The following is an 18,904-nucleotide window of genomic DNA, read 5'->3' as shown; positions in this document are numbered from 1 at the left end:
GGTGGGGGGGGGCGGGGGGGGCCCCCCCCCCCCCCCACCCCCCCCCCCCCCCCCGCCCCCCCCCCCCCCCCCCCCCCCCCCGCCGGGATATATATGGCAGAGAGACAAAATAGAATGAGAAAACTCAAAGAGATAATTAAGGCAGATTTGGATATTTAGTTAGAGGAGTGACTACCGAGAGAAGATGGTGGTGGGGGAAGGATTCGAACCTTCGAAGTCGATGACGGCAGATTTACAGTCTGCTCCCTTTGGCCGCTCGGGAACCCCACCAGGGGTAATTCATATTGTAGAGATAAAGCTTTGAGATGGTGGTGGGGGAAGGATTCGAACCTTCGAAGTCGATGACGGCAGATTTACAGTCTGCTCCCTTTGGCCGCTCGGGAACCCCACCACGGGGTAATGCTTGGTTTTACTGGCCTGCTTCCTTCTCGGGAAGCGGGGCGCATCATATCAAATGACGCGCCGCTGTAAAGCATTCCTTTGTCGAAAATGAACTGTTTGCGTACTTTTCATCCGTAACGGATTAAAGCTAATCAATTCATTTCGCTAACGATTAAAGAATAATCGTCCGATTGCCGTAAACAAACACACGCTGCGCCAGTACCTGGTACAGCGCACGACTCAGAACGTTTTTCTCAACGTCACGCCCGGCACGCATCATATCTTCTGCCGTATAGGTGTGGTCGACGTGAATGACGTCCTGCATGATGATTGGGCCTTCATCCAGATTATCGTTAACATAGTGCGCCGTTGCGCCGACAATCTTCACGCCGCGTTCATAAGCCTGATGGTAGGGACGTGCACCGATAAACGCCGGCAGGAACGAGTGGTGAATATTGATAATTTTATTTGGGAAACGACTCACAAACTCAGGCGTTAATACGCGCATGTACTTGGCCAGTACGACGTAGTCTGGCTGCAGGGCTTCAATGGCATCGGCCATCTGCTTATCATGCTCTTCGCGCGCCAGGCCTTCATGGCTGACGAGCTGGAACGGGATGTCGAAGCGCTCAACCAGAGAACGTAGTGTTTCATGGTTACCAATAACGGCTGCAATCTCAACGTCCAGCCCGCCATAGTTGGCTTTCATCAGCAGATCGCCCAGACAGTGGGCCTCTTTCGTCACCAGAATCACAATTCGACGACGTCCAGCCGGGTTTAGTTCGCGCACGGAACCTTCTGGTAACGCGCTGTCTAAATCCGCAAGTAGCGTGGTGTCGTTAAAGATCCCCTCAAGCTCGGTGCGCATAAAGAAACGACCGGTGCGGTGATCGACAAACTCATTGTTCTGCACAATATTGAGTTCATGTTTGTAGCAGATGTTGGTGATGCGCGCGATAAGGCCCTTTTGGTCAGGACAGATTGTACGTAAAACTTTTCGTTGAATGGAATGCATTGCCGGGTGGATCCTGTTGATAATGTTTGCGAAGCTTCCGGGTCTATTGCCCGCAGCATTTTTTAAATTTCTTACCTGAGCCGCATGGGCAAAGATCATTTCTGCCAATTACTGGCCGTGTACCGTCGATATAATACCACTGTCCGTTTTCTTTTAAGAATCGTGAACGCTCAATGATGGCGCCATTCTTGTTACCTTCATTAAAGCGGGCAACAAAACTGACAAAGCCTTCATCTGGATTGCGACCCTCTTCGGTGGCAAAGACGGTGAGTCCTAGCCATTGAGTATCGGCAAATCCGCTGCGGATATTGTCACGGAATGTGTCAGCCTGGCAGGAGGGATGCCAGGTTTTCACCAAATAATCAGCATCCTTCTTCACGAAGGCACAGTAGCGTGAACGCATAAGATGTGACGGGTCTGGAGCGCATTCGTTGCCTGACAGATAACGCTGGCAACATAGGCTATACTCCAGAGCGCTGCCACAAGGGCAAAGTTCGGACAAAGATGTCTCCCTGAATTGACATATTTATGGTGGCGTAGCGCCTGATGGCACTATGGTAACCGAGCGGTGGCAATGATGCCACGCCCGAAGCAAGAGGATATCGAGCGGTAACAATGAGAAAAGTTAAAATCGGCCTGGCGTTAGGTTCAGGGGCTGCGCGAGGTTGGTCGCATATAGGCGTAATTAAAGCGCTTCAGAAAATGGGAATAGAAGTCGATATCGTTGCGGGATGCTCCATCGGCTCGCTGGTCGGCGCCGCTTATGCCAGTAACCGTCTTCCCGAACTGGAAAAGTGGGTGTGCTCATTTAGCTACTGGGATGTTCTGCGCTTGATGGACCTCTCATGGCGTCGTGGGGGCTTGCTGCGTGGCGAACGGGTGTTTAACCAGTACCGACAGATTATGCCGGTGGAAAAGATTGAGCACTGTGAACGCCGTTTCGCGACCGTCGCGACGAATCTGAGCACCGGGCGGGAGCTGTGGTTTACTGACGGCGATTTGCACATGGCTGTGCGCGCATCCTGTAGCATTCCGGGCCTGATGGCGCCCGTATTGCACAATGGTTATTGGTTAGTTGATGGTGCCGTCGTCAATCCGGTGCCGGTTTCACTCACACGAGCGCTGGGTGCCGACATTGTTATTGCTGTCGATTTGCAACATGACGCACATCTCATGCAGCAGGATCTCCTGTCCGTCAATATTCACAGTGATGAAGAGATAAATGCATCGGCAGATGCATTATCATGGCGTGAACGCCTGCGAACGCGTCTGGGTCGCGTGGCGAGTCGTCGTTCGGTGGTGGCGCCGACGGCGATGGAAATTATGACCACCTCGATACAAGTTCTGGAAAACCGGCTTAAACGTAACCGTATGGCAGGCGATCCACCGGACATTTTATTACAGCCGTTTTGTCCCCAGATTTCGACTCTGGATTTTCATCGGGCTTCATCTGCAATAGCCGCCGGTCAACAAGCGGTAGAAAAAAAGACAGATGAGCTTCTGCCTTTGGTGCAAAGTTCGCTTTAAGGCATTTTTTTTCGACTACTTCAGCAAAATCTGAAAGGCGATTACCACAATAGCATGCCACTATTTACTTATCGTCGGGCAGGGGAGAGAACATGACGCAGCCATTGGCGGGAAAACAAATATTGATTGTCGAAGACGAGCCTGTTTTCCGCTCACTCATCGATTCATGGCTTTCGTCACTCGGTGCGAAGACTCTGCTGGCTCAGGATGGGGTGGAAGCGCTGACGCAAATGGCGAACGAATCTCCAGACCTGATGATCTGCGATCTCGCTATGCCACGCATGAATGGCTTAGAGTTGGTCGAACGTGTGCGTAATGCAGGCCATTCATTGCCCATTCTTGTCATCTCAGCCACCGAGAATATGGCTGATATCGCTAAAGCGCTTCGGCTTGGCGTTCAGGATGTATTATTAAAACCGGTTAAAGACCTCAACCGTCTGCGGGAAACCGTGCTGGCTTGCCTCTATCCCAATATGTTTAATTCGCGGGTCGAGGAAGAAGAACGTTTATTCGAAGATTGGGATGCGCTGGTAAACAATCCTGCGGCGGCCGCTAAGCTGCTACAAGAGTTACAGCCGCCGGTGCAGCAACATATCTCACATTGCCGGATAAATTATCGCCAGCTCATGGCGGTAGACGCGCCGGGGCTGGTTTTAGATATTGCGCCTTTATCCGAGCACGATCTGGCTTTTTATTGTCTTGATGTCACAAGGGCAGGGGATAATGGCGTACTCGCTGCGTTGTTATTGCGCGTGCTATTTAACGGTCTGCTGCAAGAACAGCTTTCCCATCAGGGGCAGCGCCTCCCTGAATTAGGCGCGCTGTTAAAGCAGGTCAATCAGCTACTGCGCCAGGCTAATCTGCCCGGACAATTTCCATTACTGGTCGGATATTATCACAGCGGGTTAAACAACCTTATCCTGGTATCCGCAGGTTTGAACGGGACTTTAAATACCGGTGAACACCAGATTCAAATAAGTAATGGCGTACCGCTAGGGACGTTGGGTAGCGCGTATCTCAATCAAATAAGCCAGCGCTGTACTTCATGGCAATGTCAGATTTGGGGAAATGGCGGCCGATTACGCTTAATGTTGTCTGCGGAATGAGCAAACGCATTTTTTTACAGGGATAGTTTTAACGGCTTATCTTTCGCAGTGATACTATCTGCAAATTGATATGGATATACTCGTCGGGTACTCCGGGCTGACCTATTATCTTTAGTCGTCGTGTCCAGCGTCAGGCATGCGTATCTGGCATGTTCATTATCATCAGTACCATGTCTTACGGTATTAATCTTAATTCAAGGTCAGCGCGTCCTTTTCAGAGCAGCCTTATGAGCCTGTGATGATATACTCAACGCGTAATTAATTAACGAGCAAGTTCAAAGTTTGAACAGTTCAGGAGATTTGAATGGCTGCCCTAAATTCGAAAGTAACAAAGGCTGTGATCCCGGTTGCGGGATTAGGTACAAGGATGTTGCCAGCAACGAAAGCAATTCCTAAAGAGATGCTGCCGCTGGTGGATAAGCCTTTAATTCAGTATGTTGTGAACGAGTGTATTGCAGCTGGTATCACTGAAATTGTACTGGTTACCCATTCTTCCAAGAATTCCATCGAAAACCACTTTGATACCAGCTTTGAGCTTGAAGCCATGCTGGAGAAGCGCGTAAAACGTCAGCTTCTTGAAGAAGTGCAGTCTATTTGCCCACCACACGTCACTATTATGCAGGTACGTCAGGGTCTGGCTAAAGGCCTGGGACACGCTGTATTGTGCGCGCATCCTGTGGTTGGTGATGAGCCGGTTGCCGTTATTCTGCCGGACGTGATTCTGGATGAGTATGAATCCGATCTGAGCCGCGATAACCTGGCTGAAATGATTACTCGTTTTGATGAGACGGGCGCAAGCCAGATTATGGTTGAGCCAGTCGCTGATGTTACCGCTTATGGCGTTGTAGACTGCAAAGGTGCAACTCTGAACCCTGGTGACAGCGTACCGATGGTTGGTGTCGTTGAGAAACCAAAAGCCAATGTCGCGCCGTCTAACCTCGCTGTGGTAGGTCGTTATGTCCTGAGTGCGGAAATCTGGCCACTGCTGGCGAAAACGCCTCCAGGAGCGGGTGACGAGATTCAGTTAACTGACGCTATCGACATGCTTATTGAAAAAGAGACGGTTGAAGCGTACCACATGAAAGGCAAGAGCCATGACTGCGGTAATAAACTGGGTTATATGCAGGCGTTTGTAGAATACGGCGTCCGTCACAATACGCTGGGTGAAGATTTTAAAACCTGGCTGAAAGAGACTCTGGACATCGCTAAGTAATTTGGCAATGACTGTTAAAAACCGGGGAAACCCGGTTTTTTTATATCCAGATAACACGAATGGATAAAAAAAAGCGAATATTGGCGGTAGATAACATAAGAAATTCAGACGCTGGATATAAAAAATCCCGCCGTAGCGGGATTTTCACAAAGCGTAAGGATTAACCTTTGATCAGGAAATCGTCCAGAGATTTACCCTGCTCATCCATTGCTTTTTTGATTACTGCTGGAGTACGGCCCTGGCCAGTCCAGGTTTTGGTTTCGCCGTTTTCGTCAACGTAGCTGTATTTGGCCGGACGTGCAGCACGTTTAGCTTTGGTGCCAGTTTTAGCAGCAGCCATGCTATTCAGCAGTTCGTTAGGATCAATACCATCAGCAATCAGCATTTCACGATATTGTTGCAGTTTACGAGTGCGTTCTTCGATTTCTGCAGCTGCAGCGTTATCTTCTTCACGGCGTTCGTTAACAACAACTTCTAATTTTTCCAGCATTTCTTCAAGCGTTTCAAGGGTGCATTCTCTTGCCTGCGCACGAAGAGTACGGATGTTGTTCAAAATTTTAAGTGCTTCGCTCATTGTAGTAATCTCAAACTTATATTGTGGGGTGGTTTGTTGAAGTAATAATAGAGCGATAAATTCAGTTGTGCAATAGGTAAGAATGTAAGGAATTCAAAATAACGTGTTATTTGGTGCTGTCTTTAATATTTATAAGTTAAATTGCCAGGGGGCATGTACACGGTAACCGTACTTATTGTCCGGCCGCCTGACGGGATTACACGCGGGGTGCAGGCGGTTTTTACCGTGAAATATACTCCGTGTGGATAAATATCAACCTTATGTATTACCCGGCATGCATCAATTTTGTGCATTATTTTTTTAGTTGTAAAAAGGACTGCTTCGCTTAACCAGTGCTTGTCTTACCAGTGTTCATGCCTTGCTTATCACGTCAGCTATAAGACTATTAGCCAGCCAGGCGTGTTGCGGCATTGTTTTCCTATGATAAAAGCGTTCAATGTTTGGTGATGGCAATAGTGGACTTAAAATGCGGCAGCGCATGCAACAAGCCCTTAGTTATGGCGATGTTATTTCAACGAAGACCGCGTTAATTCCCGGATAACCGTGGACTGTCTTTCAGCATACAAATTGCGGGGAGTCACATTTTTGGTGCGGACTCATTAATAGTATCAACTATTAACCCTGCTACCTATTTCCATATTAGATGCCTGAAGGTAGCGCTTCGTAGCCAGACGGCGCGTAAAATATCGTAGTATTATGATGATGTTACCCATGTAAGCGTGATGAATATAACTGTTTGGATGATGTTAGCAAATATTATCATTAACTTGCGGTTAACAGAGTTTCGTCCCGGCTGGTTATCTTTGTGTGCGCTGATACAAATTGGCAGGATGACGCGGGAAGCCGAAAGGCAAAATATGTTACACTGCGGCCCGTTTAAAAAACGCATCGATTAGGATCTTTTGGCCCATGGCACAACTTTATTTCTACTACTCAGCGATGAATGCGGGGAAGTCGACGGCGCTGTTACAGTCGTCCTACAATTACCAGGAACGCGGTATGCGTACCGTCGTTTATACCGCTGAAATAGACGACCGTTATGGCGCCGGTAAGGTGAGCTCGCGTATTGGTCTCTCTTCCCCGGCAAAGCTGTTTAATCAAAGCAGTAATTTATTCGCTGAAATTAGCGCTGAGAACGCACGAGAGCCTGTTAACTGCGTGCTGGTTGATGAATGCCAGTTCCTGACGCGTGAGCAGGTCTACGCGTTGTCTGACGTGGTTGATAATCTGGATATCCCGGTTTTGTGCTACGGGCTGAGAACGGATTTCCGGGGTGAGTTATTTGGCGGTAGCCAGTATTTATTGGCGCTGTCAGACAAGCTGGTGGAATTAAAAACGATTTGTTTCTGTGGGCGTAAAGCCAGCATGGTACTCCGTCTCGATCAGGAAGGACGGCCGTACAATGAAGGTGAGCAGGTCGTTATCGGTGGCAATGAACGCTACGTTTCCGTATGCCGTAAACATTATAAAGAAGCGCTGGAAAAGGGCTCTCTGGCTGTTATCCAGGATAGACACATCCATAGCCGTCAGCCTGGCTAATCCTCTCAGAATGCGTCTCCTGCTCTCACAGGGGCAGGGGAACCGTAAGGGGTTGTCATCTTTTTATCAGTAACAAAAAAAACCCCATCATTGATGGGGCTTTGCTTTTCAGTCGGAGTTAAAACGAATTATTTCTTCGCTTTTTTCTCAGCTTTAGCATGCACAACTTCTTGCTTCACTTCAGATGCGCCTTCAACGTAGTTACGACCGTAGAAGGTATCCATCAGGATCTGTTTCAGTTCAGCAATCAGCGGATAACGTGGGTTAGCACCAGTACACTGGTCGTCAAACGCATCTTCAGACAGTTTGTCAACGTGTGCCAGGAAGTCAGATTCCTGAACGCCAGCTTCACGGATAGACTTAGGAATACCCAGATCCGCTTTGATTTCGTCCAACCAGCCCAGCAGTTTCTCGATTTTCGCTGCGGTACGGTCGCCCGGTGCAGACAGACCCAGGTGATCTGCGATTTCAGCGTAGCGACGACGAGCCTGTGGACGGTCGTACTGGCTGAATGCAGTCTGTTTAGTTGGGTTGTCGTTCGCGTTATAACGAATAACGTTGCTGATCAGCAGGGCGTTCGCCAGACCGTGAGGAATGTGGAACTGAGAGCCCAGCTTGTGCGCCATGGAGTGACATACACCCAGGAAGGCGTTCGCAAACGCGATACCCGCGATGGTGGCTGCACTGTGAACGCGTTCACGAGCTACCGGGTTCTTAGAACCTTCATGGTAGGACGCTGGCAGGTTTTCTTTCAGCAGTTTCAGCGCTTGCAGAGCCTGACCGTCAGAGAACTCAGACGCCAGTACAGAAACGTAAGCTTCCAGAGCGTGAGTAACGGCATCCAGACCACCGAATGCACACAGTGACTTCGGCATATCCATAACCAGGTTAGCATCAACGATAGCCATATCTGGAGTCAGCGCGTAGTCAGCCAGTGGGTATTTCTGGCCAGTCGCATCGTCGGTTACAACCGCAAACGGTGTGACTTCAGAACCGGTACCGGAAGTGGTAGTGATCGCAACCATTTTTGCTTTCACGCCCATTTTCGGGAACTTGTAGATACGTTTACGGATGTCCATAAAGCGCAGCGCCAGTTCTTCGAAGTGCGTTTCTGGGTGCTCGTACATAACCCACATGATTTTAGCAGCATCCATTGGGGAGCCGCCGCCCAGCGCGATAATAACGTCTGGTTTGAAGGAGTTTGCCAGCTCTGCACCTTTACGAACGATGGTCAGGGTTGGGTCAGCTTCAACTTCAAAGAACACGTCAGTTTCAACGCCAGCTGCTTTCAGTACGGAAGTGATCTGATCGGCATAACCGTTGTTGAACAGGAAGCGGTCAGTCACGATCAGCGCACGTTTGTGGCCATCGGTAATCAGCTCATCTAACGCGATTGGCAGAGAGCCACGACGGAAGTAGATAGATTTCGGAAGTTTGTGCCACAACATGTTTTCAGCTCGCTTAGCAACGGTTTTCTTGTTGATCAGGTGCTTAGGACCAACGTTTTCAGAGATGGAGTTACCACCCCATGAACCACAACCCAGAGTCAGGGAAGGTGCGAGTTTGAAGTTATACAGGTCACCGATACCACCCTGAGAAGCAGGGGTGTTAATCAGGATACGCGCGGTTTTCATCAGCTGACCGAAGTAAGCGACGCGTTCTGGCTGGTTGTCCTGGTCGGTGTACAGACAAGAGGTATGACCGATACCGCCCATTGCCACCAATTTTTCAGCTTTATCAACAGCGTCTTCGAAATCTTTTGCACGGTACATTGCCAGAGTTGGAGACAGTTTTTCGTGTGCAAATGGCTCGCTTTCGTCAACAACGGTGACTTCGCCAATCAGGATCTTGGTGCTTGCTGGTACGGTGAAACCTGCCAGTTCAGCGATTTTATGCGCTGGCTGACCAACGATAGCTGCGTTCAGACCGCCATTCTTCAGGATGATGTCCTGAACGGCTTTCAGTTCTTTGCCTTGCAGCAAGTAACCGCCGTGGCTTGCAAAACGCTCGCGAACTGCGTCGTATACAGAGTCAACAACGACAACAGACTGTTCAGAAGCACAGATTACGCCGTTATCGAAGGTTTTAGACATCAGTACAGAAGCAACGGCACGTTTGATATCAGCCGTTTCGTCGATAACAACTGGAGTGTTACCTGCGCCAACGCCGATGGCTGGTTTACCGGAGCTATATGCTGCTTTAACCATGCCTGGACCACCGGTCGCAAGGATCAGGTTGATATCCGGGTGATGCATCAGCGCGTTAGACAGCTCAACGGAAGGTTGGTCAATCCAGCCAATCAGATCTTTAGGTGCGCCAGCGGCAATAGCAGCCTGCAGAACGATATCTGCTGCTTTATTGGTTGCATCTTTCGCACGTGGGTGCGGAGAGAAGATGATGGCGTTACGCGTCTTCAGGCTGATCAGCGATTTGAAGATTGCGGTAGAAGTTGGGTTAGTGGTTGGAACGATACCGCAGATGATGCCGATAGGTTCAGCAATGGTGATCGTACCAAAAGTGTGGTCTTCATCGAGGACACCACAGGTCTTTTCATCTTTATAGGCGTTGTAGATATATTCAGACGCGAAGTGGTTTTTAATCACTTTGTCTTCAACAATACCCATGCCTGATTCGGCAACGGCCATTTTTGCGAGAGGGATTCGAGCATCTGCAGCGGCCAGGGCGGCGGCGCGGAAGATTTTGTCAACTTGCTCTTGAGTGAAACTGGCATATTCACGCTGGGCTTTTTTTACGCGCTCTACAAGTGCGTTAAGTTCAGCGACATTAGTAACAGCCATAATGCTCTCCTGATAATGTTAAACTTTTTTAGTGAATCATCTGCTCGACAAGTCATTATAGACAAATCACCTGCAGCTGGTGAAAAAGCAAATAAAACAATAAGTTACTCACGTGCTGATTCACTGATTTACTAAAAGAGCTTCGATTTAGCCAAGGAGCTTACCGTCTGAAGTACGCCTTTTTTATTAAGCTACTTCACTTCCGGTGTAGGCAGATTACCCACTTCTGAGTACGATTTACGTGATCTAAATCAAGTTTAGTCGAAGCTGACACCTTTCAGCAGGGTGCCTTTAGTAAAACAGAGAAACTGTTAATCAATCGTGAGTGGTGATGATGGAGACATTAGCATAATTTATACAAATACTTAACACCCTGTTTTATCCCTTCTTTTATGGATAATTCTAATGAAGGCGGCTAATAAAAAGGGTATTGTCAGCGCATTTCACGGTTTTATGTTCGTCAACTACAACTTTTCATGGTCCACTGGGGTGAATGTGACTCAAGCGCTGTTTGATTTTCCAATCTTCTTTAAGTTTTTTATCGGACTCTTTGCGTTAGTCAATCCGGTGGGATTGATCCCCGTTTTTATCAGTCTCACCAGCTATCAAACGGCGGTAGTACGCAATAAAACCAACATGACCGCCAGTCTGTCGGTGGCGATTATTTTGCTGACCTCACTGTTCCTCGGTGATTTGATTCTGCAACTGTTCGGCATTTCCATTGATTCTTTCCGTATCGCCGGGGGGATTCTGGTTGTCACCATTGCGATGTCGATGATCAGCGGAAAGCTGGGAGAAGATAAGCAGAATAAACAGGAAAAGTCAGAAACTGCTGTACGTGAAAGTCTTGGCGTGGTGCCGTTAGCTCTGCCGCTGATGGCGGGGCCGGGGGCGATAAGTTCTACTATTGTCTGGGGGACGCGTTATCACTCTCTGACTTATCTATTAGGTTTTTCGCTCTCTATTGCGCTGTTTGCCGCATGCTGTTGGGGAATTTTCCGTCTTGCTCCCTGGCTTGTTCGTATGCTTGGGCAAACGGGCATTAACGTTGTGACGCGAATCATGGGGCTTTTATTGATGGCGTTGGGTATCGAATTTATTGTCACCGGTATCAAATCGATTTTCCCCGGTCTGGTTGGATAATTGTCTGGCGGTAGCAGGGGGGAACAATCTCCTTGCTGCCGCCGTGAATATCAGAAAAAACTATCTTAGCTGCACGTTCATCCTCCAGCGATAAACAATTCCGATGGATATAAAAATCCATTAAAATCATTCAGATGGACTCTTCCCCCATCGCATTCCTCGTTATCTCAAATGTTATTTTCTTCACACAATACTCTGGTGCTTGCTGTTAGATAATCGAAATGATATTAGTAATTTCAGTTTGCTCACAGAGTTATGTGCTAAGAAATGAACAACTGTTAATTTTTTGTGCAAAAAACAAGCGCTAATGAGCCGAGACGTAAGCTGGACAGCTTTTTCCTCATATCTAATTGATAAATATTTATTTTATTCGTTCTCTTATTGTGATTAATCTGTCGCCAAAGGGGCGAGTTATTGATCAAAAGAGAATTGCTTAACAAATTTGCAAATTATATTGGCGGCAGTGTCGGGCATTTGGTACTTTCCGGCCTAAGTTATTTTGCAAGATTTAGAGCCGTAGAGGGTAACCGTTTCAAGTTGTAAACGGTTGTGAACAGAATATTCAAAAAGGCTCCCGACAGGGGGGAGCTTTTACAAGAATCGACGTCAGGTTGCCATAGAGCGGCCGTAATAAAAAAGTCGGTGATAGCAGGCAGTAAATGACCTGGCAGACGCAAAAATCTCCTGCGCTGCACAGGAACCCGCAAGGGGACTAAACAGCTGACATCAGTCAGTAATAATAATGAACGGAGTATCAACACAATGTCCATCATCACAAAAAAAAGCCTGGTTGCGGCTGGGATCCTTACCGCACTGATTGCAGGGAATGCGATGGCTGCAGATGTTCCTGCAGGTACTGAGTTGGCGAGCAAACAAACGCTGGTACGTAACAGCGGCGCAGAACCACAATCCCTCGATCCCAATAAAATTGAAGGGGTTCCCGAGGCGAATATTAGTCGTGACCTGTTTGAAGGTCTGCTAAATACCTCACCAAAAGACGGTCACCCGGTCCCGGGCGTTGCGGAGAGCTGGGATAATAAAGACTTTAAGGTCTGGACATTCCATCTGCGTAAAGATGCTAAATGGTCAAACGGTGAACCGGTTACCGCACAAGATTTCGTTTATAGCTGGCAGCGTCTGGTGGATCCGAAAACCGCCTCCCCCTATGCCAGTTATCCTCAATACGGCCACATTGTTAACGTTGATGAGATTATCGACGGTAAAAAGGCCCCAAGCGAGCTAGGCGTGAAAGCGCTGGATGACCACACTCTGGAAGTTACGCTCAGCGAGCCAGTACCGTATTTCTACAAACTGCTGGTTAACCCAGCAATGTCTCCTGTCTACAAACAGGCGATTGATAAGTTTGGAGAGAAGTGGACTCAGCCGGGTAACATTGTCACCAACGGCGCTTACACCCTGAAAGATTGGGTGGTAAACGAACGTATTGTGATGACGCGCAACCCGCAGTACTGGGATAACAAGAAAACGGTTGTTGATGAAGTGACCTGGCTGCCAACCTCTTCAGAAGTGACCTATGTTAACCGTTATCGCAGCGGCGAGCTGGATATGACCTATAACCAGCTGCCGATTGAACTGTTCCAGAAACTCAAAAAAGAGATCCCGAACGAAGTTCACGTTGATCCGTATCTATGTACCTATTACTACGAAATTAACAACCAGAAAGCACCGTTTACCGATGCCCGTGTGCGTACCGCGCTGAAGTTAGGTCTGGATCGCGATATCATCGCGAATAAAGTAAAAGGTCAGGGCGATTTGCCAGCCTACGGCTACACCCCACCTTATACCGATGGTGCTAAGTTGACCGAGCCAGAATGGTTCAAATGGTCACAAGATAAGCGTAACGAAGAAGGTAAAAAACTGCTGGCGGAAGCGGGCTATACCGCCGATAAGCCACTGACCTTCAACCTCCTGTATAACACTTCCGATCTGCACAAGAAACTTGCTATCGCGGCGGCATCACTGTGGCGTAAAAACCTCGGCGTTGAAGTGAAGCTGGTGAACCAGGAGTGGAAAACCTTCCTCGATACTCGTCACCAGGGAACCTACGACGTTGCGCGTGCTGGCTGGTGTGCGGACTACAACGAACCGACCTCTTTCCTGAATACCATGCTGTCAGGCAGCTCAATGAACACCGCACACTATAAGAGTGAAGCGTTTGACAAAATCATGGCTGAGTCGGTGAAAGCGTCAAGTGATGCGGATCGTACCGCTGCCTATGCGAAGGCTGAACAACAGCTGGATAAAGATACGGCAATTGTACCGGTTTATTACTACGTTAACGCCCGTCTGGTGAAACCATGGGTTGGCGGATATACCGGTAAAGACCCGATGGATAACGTTTATACTAAAGACCTTTACGTTATCAAGCATTAATGGCAATACGTGGGGCGAACGCTGATTCGCCCCATCGTGTCTTATTTTTAAGAGCAGTGCAAAGGCACATGCCAGAAGGTACGGGCAATGTTAAAATTTATACTACGTCGCTGTCTGGAAGCGATTCCGACGCTATTTATTCTTATTACTATTTCATTCTTTATGATGCGCCTTGCGCCGGGAAGTCCGTTTACCAGTGAACGCGCGCTGCCGCCGGAAGTCATGGCGAATATCGAAGCGAAATACCATTTAAACGATCCTATTCTGCTTCAGTACGGTAATTACCTTAAGCAATTAGCCCACGGTGATTTCGGCCCTTCATTTAAATATAAAGACTATACGGTTAACGATCTGGTCGCCGTCAGTTTCCCGGTATCGGCCAAACTCGGCGCTGCAGCTTTCTTCCTCGCGGTGATACTGGGCGTAACGGCCGGGGTTATTGCGGCATTAAAACAAAACACCAGGTGGGATTATGCGGTTATGGGGGTGGCAATGACCGGCGTCGTCATACCCAGCTTCGTTGTTGCGCCGCTATTGGTGATGATTTTTGCCATTACGCTGCATTGGCTGCCCGGTGGCGGCTGGAACGGCGGGGCGCTTAAATTTATGATCCTGCCGATGGTCGCGCTCTCTCTGGCTTATATCGCCAGCATTGCGCGTATTACGCGTGGCTCAATGATTGAAGTTTTACACTCCAACTTTATTCGCACCGCTCGCGCTAAAGGTTTGCCGATGCGCCGGATAATTTTCCGCCACGCATTAAAACCCGCACTTCTGCCTGTGCTTTCTTATATGGGGCCTGCCTTCGTCGGTATCATTACCGGTTCGATGGTCATTGAGACGATCTACGGTTTGCCGGGGATTGGACAGCTGTTCGTCAACGGGGCGCTTAACCGCGATTATTCCCTGGTGCTGAGCCTGACGATTCTGGTTGGCGCGTTGACGATCCTGTTTAACGCGGTAGTAGACGTTCTCTATGCCGTGATTGACCCGAAAATTCGCTACTAAGGCTGGAGTTCGCCATGATGTTAAGTAAGAAAAACAGCGAGGCGCTGGAAAACTTCAGCGAGAAGCTAGAAGTCGAAGGACGTAGCCTCTGGCAGGATGCGCGTCGACGCTTTATGCATAACCGTGCGGCGGTAACCAGTCTCATTGTTCTGGTGCTGATTGCTCTGTTTGTAACCCTGGCGCCGATGGTGTCGCAATTCTCCTACTTCGATACCGACTGGGGCATGATGTCAAACCCACCGGATATGGAGTCCGGTCACTATTTTGGTACCGATTCATCAGGACGTGACCTGCTGGTACGTGTTGCGATTGGTGGACGAATCTCCTTGATGGTAGGGATTGCAGCGGCGCTGGTGGCCGTGGTGGTCGGGACGCTTTATGGGTCTCTGTCAGGATATCTGGGCGGCAAAGTCGATTCAGTGATGATGCGTATTCTGGAAATCCTCAACTCCTTCCCATTTATGTTCTTCGTTATTTTGCTGGTGACCTTCTTTGGGCAAAATATCCTGCTGATTTTCGTGGCGATTGGGATGGTATCCTGGCTGGATATGGCGCGTATTGTGCGCGGCCAGACGTTGAGCTTAAAACGTAAAGAGTTCATTGAAGCCGCGCAGGTAGGCGGTGTCTCTACCTTTAACATTGTGGTTCGCCATATTGTGCCTAACGTTTTAGGCGTGGTGGTGGTTTACGCCTCGCTGCTCGTGCCAAGCATGATTCTGTTCGAATCCTTCCTGAGCTTCCTGGGGCTGGGTACGCAAGAGCCGCTCAGTAGCTGGGGTGCGCTGTTGAGCGATGGCGCGAACTCGATGGAAGTGTCGGCGTGGCTGCTGCTGTTCCCGGCCGGTTTCCTGGTCGTGACGCTGTTTTGTTTCAACTTTATCGGCGATGGCCTGCGTGATGCCCTCGACCCGAAAGACCGTTAAGGAGTGTTGCCATGAGCATAATTGAAACGGCAACAGCATCGCAGCGACTGTTGGATGTAAAAGATCTGCGCGTAACCTTCAAAACGCCAGACGGCGACGTGACTGCCGTAAATGATCTCAACTTTAGCCTGCGCGCGGGCGAAACCTTGGGAATTGTTGGTGAGTCGGGTTCTGGTAAGTCGCAGACCGCATTTGCGCTGATGGGGCTTCTGGCCAGCAATGGGCGGATCGGTGGTTCGGCGCTGTTTAACGGTAAGCAGATCCTGAACCTTCCTGAGCGTGAGCTGAACACCTTGCGCGCTGAACAAATTTCGATGATTTTCCAGGACCCGATGACTTCGCTTAACCCCTATATGCGGGTTGGCGAACAGCTGATGGAAGTTCTGATGCTGCACAAAGGCATGGGGAAGGCTGAGGCGTTTGAAGAGTCGGTCAGAATGCTGGATGCGGTCAAAATGCCGGAAGCGCGCAAACGCATGAAGATGTACCCGCATGAGTTCTCCGGCGGTATGCGTCAGCGCGTGATGATCGCAATGGCGCTGCTGTGTCGTCCAAAACTGTTGATTGCCGATGAGCCGACGACCGCGCTCGATGTGACGGTTCAGGCACAGATCATGACGCTGTTGAACGAGCTTAAACGTGAGTTTAACACCGCCATTATCATGATCACCCACGACCTGGGAGTGGTTGCCGGTATCTGCGATAAAGTGCTGGTGATGTACGCGGGGCGGACAATGGAATACGGGAATGCACGGGATGTTTTCTATCAACCGGCGCATCCTTACTCTATCGGCCTGCTCAATGCCGTACCGCGTCTTGATGCTGAAGGTGAATCTTTGCTGACGATCCCCGGGAATCCACCCAATCTCCTGCGACTGCCTGCGGGTTGCCCATTCCAGCCTCGTTGTCCGCATGCGATGGACGTCTGCAATACCGCGCCGCCGCTGGAAGAGTTTGCGCCAGGCCGTTTGCGTGCCTGCTTTAGAACCGTGGGGGAGCTGGTATGAGCGCTGTGATCGACGAAAGAAAAATTCTGCTTGAGATTGCGGATTTAAAAGTCCACTTCGAGATTAAAGATGGCAAGCAGTGGTTCTGGCAGCCGCCGAAATCGCTGAAAGCGGTCGATGGCGTCACCCTGCGTTTATATGAGGGGGAAACCCTGGGCGTGGTGGGCGAGTCTGGCTGCGGCAAGTCGACGTTTGCCCGGGCGATTATTGGGCTGGTCAAAGCGACGGACGGTAAAGTAGCGTGGCTGGGTAAAGATTTACTGGGGATGAAGCCAAACGAATGGCGTGAAGTGCGCAGCGATATTCAGATGATTTTTCAGGATCCGCTGGCGTCACTTAACCCACGTATGACCATCGGCGAAATTATTGCCGAACCCCTGCGGACCTATTACCCAAAAATGTCACGTCAGGAAGTCCGTGACAAAGTGAAGACCATGATGATGAAGGTGGGGTTGCTGCCCAACCTCGTTAACCGCTATCCGCATGAGTTTTCCGGCGGCCAGTGTCAACGTATCGGTATTGCCCGAGCGCTTATTCTTGAACCTAAGCTGATTATCTGCGATGAACCTGTTTCCGCGCTGGATGTGTCAATTCAGGCTCAGGTGGTCAACTTACTCCAGCAGTTACAGCGTGAGATGGGCTTATCGCTTATCTTTATCGCCCACGACCTAGCGGTGGTGAAGCATATTTCTGACCGTGTACTGGTGATGTATCTTGGGCATGCGGTCGAGCTTGGCACTTATGATGAGGTGTACAACAACCCATTGCACCCTTATACCAAAGCGCTGATGTCCGCCGTCCCGGTTCCCGACCCGGATCGGGAGAAAAACAAAACCATTCAGTTGCTCGAAGGTGAGCTGCCTTCGCCTATTAACCCGCCGTCAGGCTGCGTATTCCGTACACGCTGTCCGCTGGCCGGGCCAGAATGTGCGCAAACGCGTCCTCTTTTGGAAGGAAGTTTCCGACACGCGGTTTCCTGTCTCAAGGTTGACCCGTTATAATCGTCAGGGCTGGCAAGTTGCCAGCCCTTTTTTTGACGAGGAGAAAACGTGGCGGCTATTAGCGCTTTGCGCCATCGTCTTTATTATTTCTTATTCGATCAACGTACACGTACTGGCCGGCGGTTTGAAGCGTTATGCGGACTGTTTGCGCTTTTAAGCGTTATCGTTATTTTTATCGAATCAGGGATTGGCACAACCTACCATCTGACTTTCGACGAATGGCATGCGTTCGTGATACTGGAAGCCGGCTTTACCCTGATGTTTACGCTGGAGTATTTATTGCGGGTATTTTGCTGGCCGAAACCTGCGAACTATGTATTCAGCTTCTGGGGATTTATCGATCTCGCGACCATTCTGCCGCTGTACGTTATTTTACTGTGGCCAGAAATTGGCGTGGAATATTTGTTCGCCTGGCGAGCAATGCGCGTAATCCGCGTATTCCGTATTCTTAAACTGCTGCGCCTGATGCCTGCGCTGAACAGTCTCTGGCGCGCTATCGTTAATTCCCGACATCAGCTTATTCTGTTCTATGCCTTTATCGGGATTGTGATGGTTGTCGCGGGTGCATTGATGTATGGCATAGAAGGGCCGGTCAATGGATTTACCACGCTGAGCACGTCGGTGTATTGGGCGATTGTGACGGTGACGACGGTGGGCTATGGCGACATTACGCCGCATACCGCACCGGGCAGAGCGGTGGCGTCGATACTTATCTTAATCGGTTACTCGGTGATTGCCATCCCGACCGGAATTATCACCGCCCAGATGACCAATGAGTTTGAAAAACGCCGCCATGAACGCGTGTGTCCGCACTGTAAACAGCGCGATCACGATCTTAAGGCACACTATTGCAACACTTGCGGTACCGCGCTTCCTCACGAATAAAGGCGGCGCGTTGACATAAAAAAGGGCCGCTTAACGCGGCCCTTTTAGCACTCTCTAACTTATTCACGCCACAAGATGTGGCAGAGTTTGTGATCTTTTTCACGGCACAGCAGCACGCGCGCGAAGATATCGTTCAGCTCACCGCCGTCGGTGTCCGCAAGACCAATCACCACTTCTGCGAAGAAGTCAGGGTTCAGGTCGAAATCGACGTGTTCCTGCCAGTCTTCTGCTGGGTCGAAAAGCTCGGCGCCGCCGCGCTCCTCAAACTGCAGGTTGAACAGAATGATATCAGCAGGGTCGAGATTGTCGCCCGCCAGCTCAAGAAAAATGTCATAAGCCTGCTCGAGTGTTTCGTCTTCGGTCAGGCGATTATTTAAATCCATATCCATG

16 protein-coding genes and 2 tRNA genes are annotated in these 18,904 nt (G+C 49.6%); 11 read left to right on the top strand and 7 right to left on the bottom strand.

What is annotated here, in order from left to right; all coding sequences use genetic code 11:
- Nucleotides 1-185: 185 nt before the first annotated feature.
- The 4 genes from ACIPDS_RS05130 to ACIPDS_RS05115 form a co-directional block, all read right to left on the bottom strand.
- A tRNA-Tyr gene (locus tag ACIPDS_RS05130) sits at nt 186-270 on the bottom strand.
- A 36-nt stretch (nt 271-306) separates the two neighbouring features.
- A tRNA-Tyr gene (locus tag ACIPDS_RS05125) sits at nt 307-391 on the bottom strand.
- A 162-nt stretch (nt 392-553) separates the two neighbouring features.
- On the bottom strand, nt 554-1,396 hold the full coding sequence (purU, locus tag ACIPDS_RS05120; protein WP_166513772.1) for a formyltetrahydrofolate deformylase: 843 nt from the start codon (nt 1,394-1,396) through the stop codon (nt 554-556).
- A 43-nt stretch (nt 1,397-1,439) separates the two neighbouring features.
- A complete protein-coding gene (locus ACIPDS_RS05115) occupies nt 1,440-1,898 on the bottom strand; it encodes a YchJ family protein (RefSeq protein ID WP_166513773.1) in 459 nt (152 codons plus the stop codon).
- Nucleotides 1,899-2,011: 113 nt separating this feature from the next.
- Between ACIPDS_RS05115 and rssA the strand changes: the two genes are divergently transcribed.
- The 3 genes from rssA (at nt 2,012) to galU (ending at nt 5,242) form a co-directional block, all read left to right on the top strand.
- Nucleotides 2,012-2,923 (top strand): patatin-like phospholipase RssA, encoded by a 912-nt coding sequence (gene rssA, locus ACIPDS_RS05110; protein ID WP_400733277.1) that lies wholly within the window; start codon nt 2,012-2,014, stop codon nt 2,921-2,923.
- Between the two features lie 92 nt (nt 2,924-3,015).
- Entirely contained in the window at nt 3,016-4,029 is a 1,014-nt protein-coding gene (gene rssB / locus ACIPDS_RS05105; protein WP_166513775.1) for a two-component system response regulator RssB, read from the top strand.
- Nucleotides 4,030-4,333: 304 nt separating this feature from the next.
- Nucleotides 4,334-5,242 (top strand): UTP--glucose-1-phosphate uridylyltransferase GalU, encoded by a 909-nt coding sequence (galU, locus tag ACIPDS_RS05100; RefSeq protein WP_166513776.1) that lies wholly within the window; start codon nt 4,334-4,336, stop codon nt 5,240-5,242.
- A 160-nt stretch (nt 5,243-5,402) separates the two neighbouring features.
- On the opposite strand, the gene hns is transcribed toward galU, so the two are convergent.
- The gene (gene hns / locus ACIPDS_RS05095) at nt 5,403-5,816 is read right to left on the bottom strand and encodes a histone-like nucleoid-structuring protein H-NS (RefSeq protein ID WP_166513777.1); all 414 of its coding nucleotides are present in this window, start codon (nt 5,814-5,816) and stop codon (nt 5,403-5,405) included.
- 909 nt (nt 5,817-6,725) lie between these two features.
- Here hns and tdk point away from each other — a divergent pair.
- Nucleotides 6,726-7,355 carry a thymidine kinase gene (gene tdk / locus ACIPDS_RS05090; protein WP_166513778.1) on the top strand — a complete coding sequence of 210 codons (630 nt, stop codon included), beginning with the start codon at nt 6,726-6,728 and terminating at the stop codon, nt 7,353-7,355.
- 128 nt (nt 7,356-7,483) lie between these two features.
- On the opposite strand, the gene adhE is transcribed toward tdk, so the two are convergent.
- Nucleotides 7,484-10,153: a bifunctional acetaldehyde-CoA/alcohol dehydrogenase gene (gene adhE, locus ACIPDS_RS05085; RefSeq protein ID WP_166513779.1), complete on the bottom strand. Its 2,670-nt coding sequence runs from the start codon at nt 10,151-10,153 to the stop codon at nt 7,484-7,486.
- A 495-nt stretch (nt 10,154-10,648) separates the two neighbouring features.
- Between adhE and ACIPDS_RS05080 the strand changes: the two genes are divergently transcribed.
- From ACIPDS_RS05080 to ACIPDS_RS05050, 7 genes are all read left to right on the top strand, one after another.
- Nucleotides 10,649-11,296, top strand: coding sequence for a YchE family NAAT transporter (locus ACIPDS_RS05080; RefSeq protein ID WP_400733500.1), 648 nt, complete (start codon nt 10,649-10,651; stop codon nt 11,294-11,296).
- A gap of 762 nt (nt 11,297-12,058) precedes the next feature.
- Complete coding sequence (gene oppA, locus ACIPDS_RS05075; protein WP_400733272.1) at nt 12,059-13,690, top strand: oligopeptide ABC transporter substrate-binding protein OppA; 1,632 nt, start codon at nt 12,059-12,061, stop codon at nt 13,688-13,690.
- An 87-nt stretch (nt 13,691-13,777) separates the two neighbouring features.
- Entirely contained in the window at nt 13,778-14,698 is a 921-nt protein-coding gene (oppB, locus tag ACIPDS_RS05070) for an oligopeptide ABC transporter permease OppB (RefSeq protein ID WP_400733270.1), read from the top strand.
- A gap of 14 nt (nt 14,699-14,712) precedes the next feature.
- The gene (oppC, locus tag ACIPDS_RS05065; protein WP_166513782.1) at nt 14,713-15,621 is read left to right on the top strand and encodes an oligopeptide ABC transporter permease OppC; all 909 of its coding nucleotides are present in this window, start codon (nt 14,713-14,715) and stop codon (nt 15,619-15,621) included.
- An 11-nt stretch (nt 15,622-15,632) separates the two neighbouring features.
- The gene (locus tag ACIPDS_RS05060) at nt 15,633-16,628 is read left to right on the top strand and encodes an ABC transporter ATP-binding protein (protein ID WP_400733266.1); all 996 of its coding nucleotides are present in this window, start codon (nt 15,633-15,635) and stop codon (nt 16,626-16,628) included.
- Nucleotides 16,625-17,629: a murein tripeptide/oligopeptide ABC transporter ATP binding protein OppF gene (gene oppF / locus ACIPDS_RS05055; protein ID WP_166513784.1), complete on the top strand. Its 1,005-nt coding sequence runs from the start codon at nt 16,625-16,627 to the stop codon at nt 17,627-17,629. Before ACIPDS_RS05060 ends, oppF begins: the two co-directional genes overlap by 4 nt.
- Before the next feature lie 48 nt (nt 17,630-17,677).
- On the top strand, nt 17,678-18,514 hold the full coding sequence (locus ACIPDS_RS05050) for an ion transporter (protein WP_166513785.1): 837 nt from the start codon (nt 17,678-17,680) through the stop codon (nt 18,512-18,514).
- 59 nt (nt 18,515-18,573) lie between these two features.
- Here ACIPDS_RS05050 and ACIPDS_RS05045 read toward each other — a convergent pair whose 3' ends face one another.
- Entirely contained in the window at nt 18,574-18,903 is a 330-nt protein-coding gene (locus ACIPDS_RS05045; RefSeq protein WP_166513786.1) for an HI1450 family dsDNA-mimic protein, read from the bottom strand.
- Between the last annotated feature and the right edge of the window lies 1 nt (nt 18,904).

The sequence above is a fragment of the Kluyvera sp. NPDC087067 genome, from assembly GCF_044745165.1.
In the GTDB taxonomy this organism is placed as follows: Bacteria; Pseudomonadota; Gammaproteobacteria; order Enterobacterales; family Enterobacteriaceae; genus Kluyvera.
Note: the sequence above shows the minus strand (reverse complement) of the source record. Positions and strands in the feature narration are given on the sequence as shown.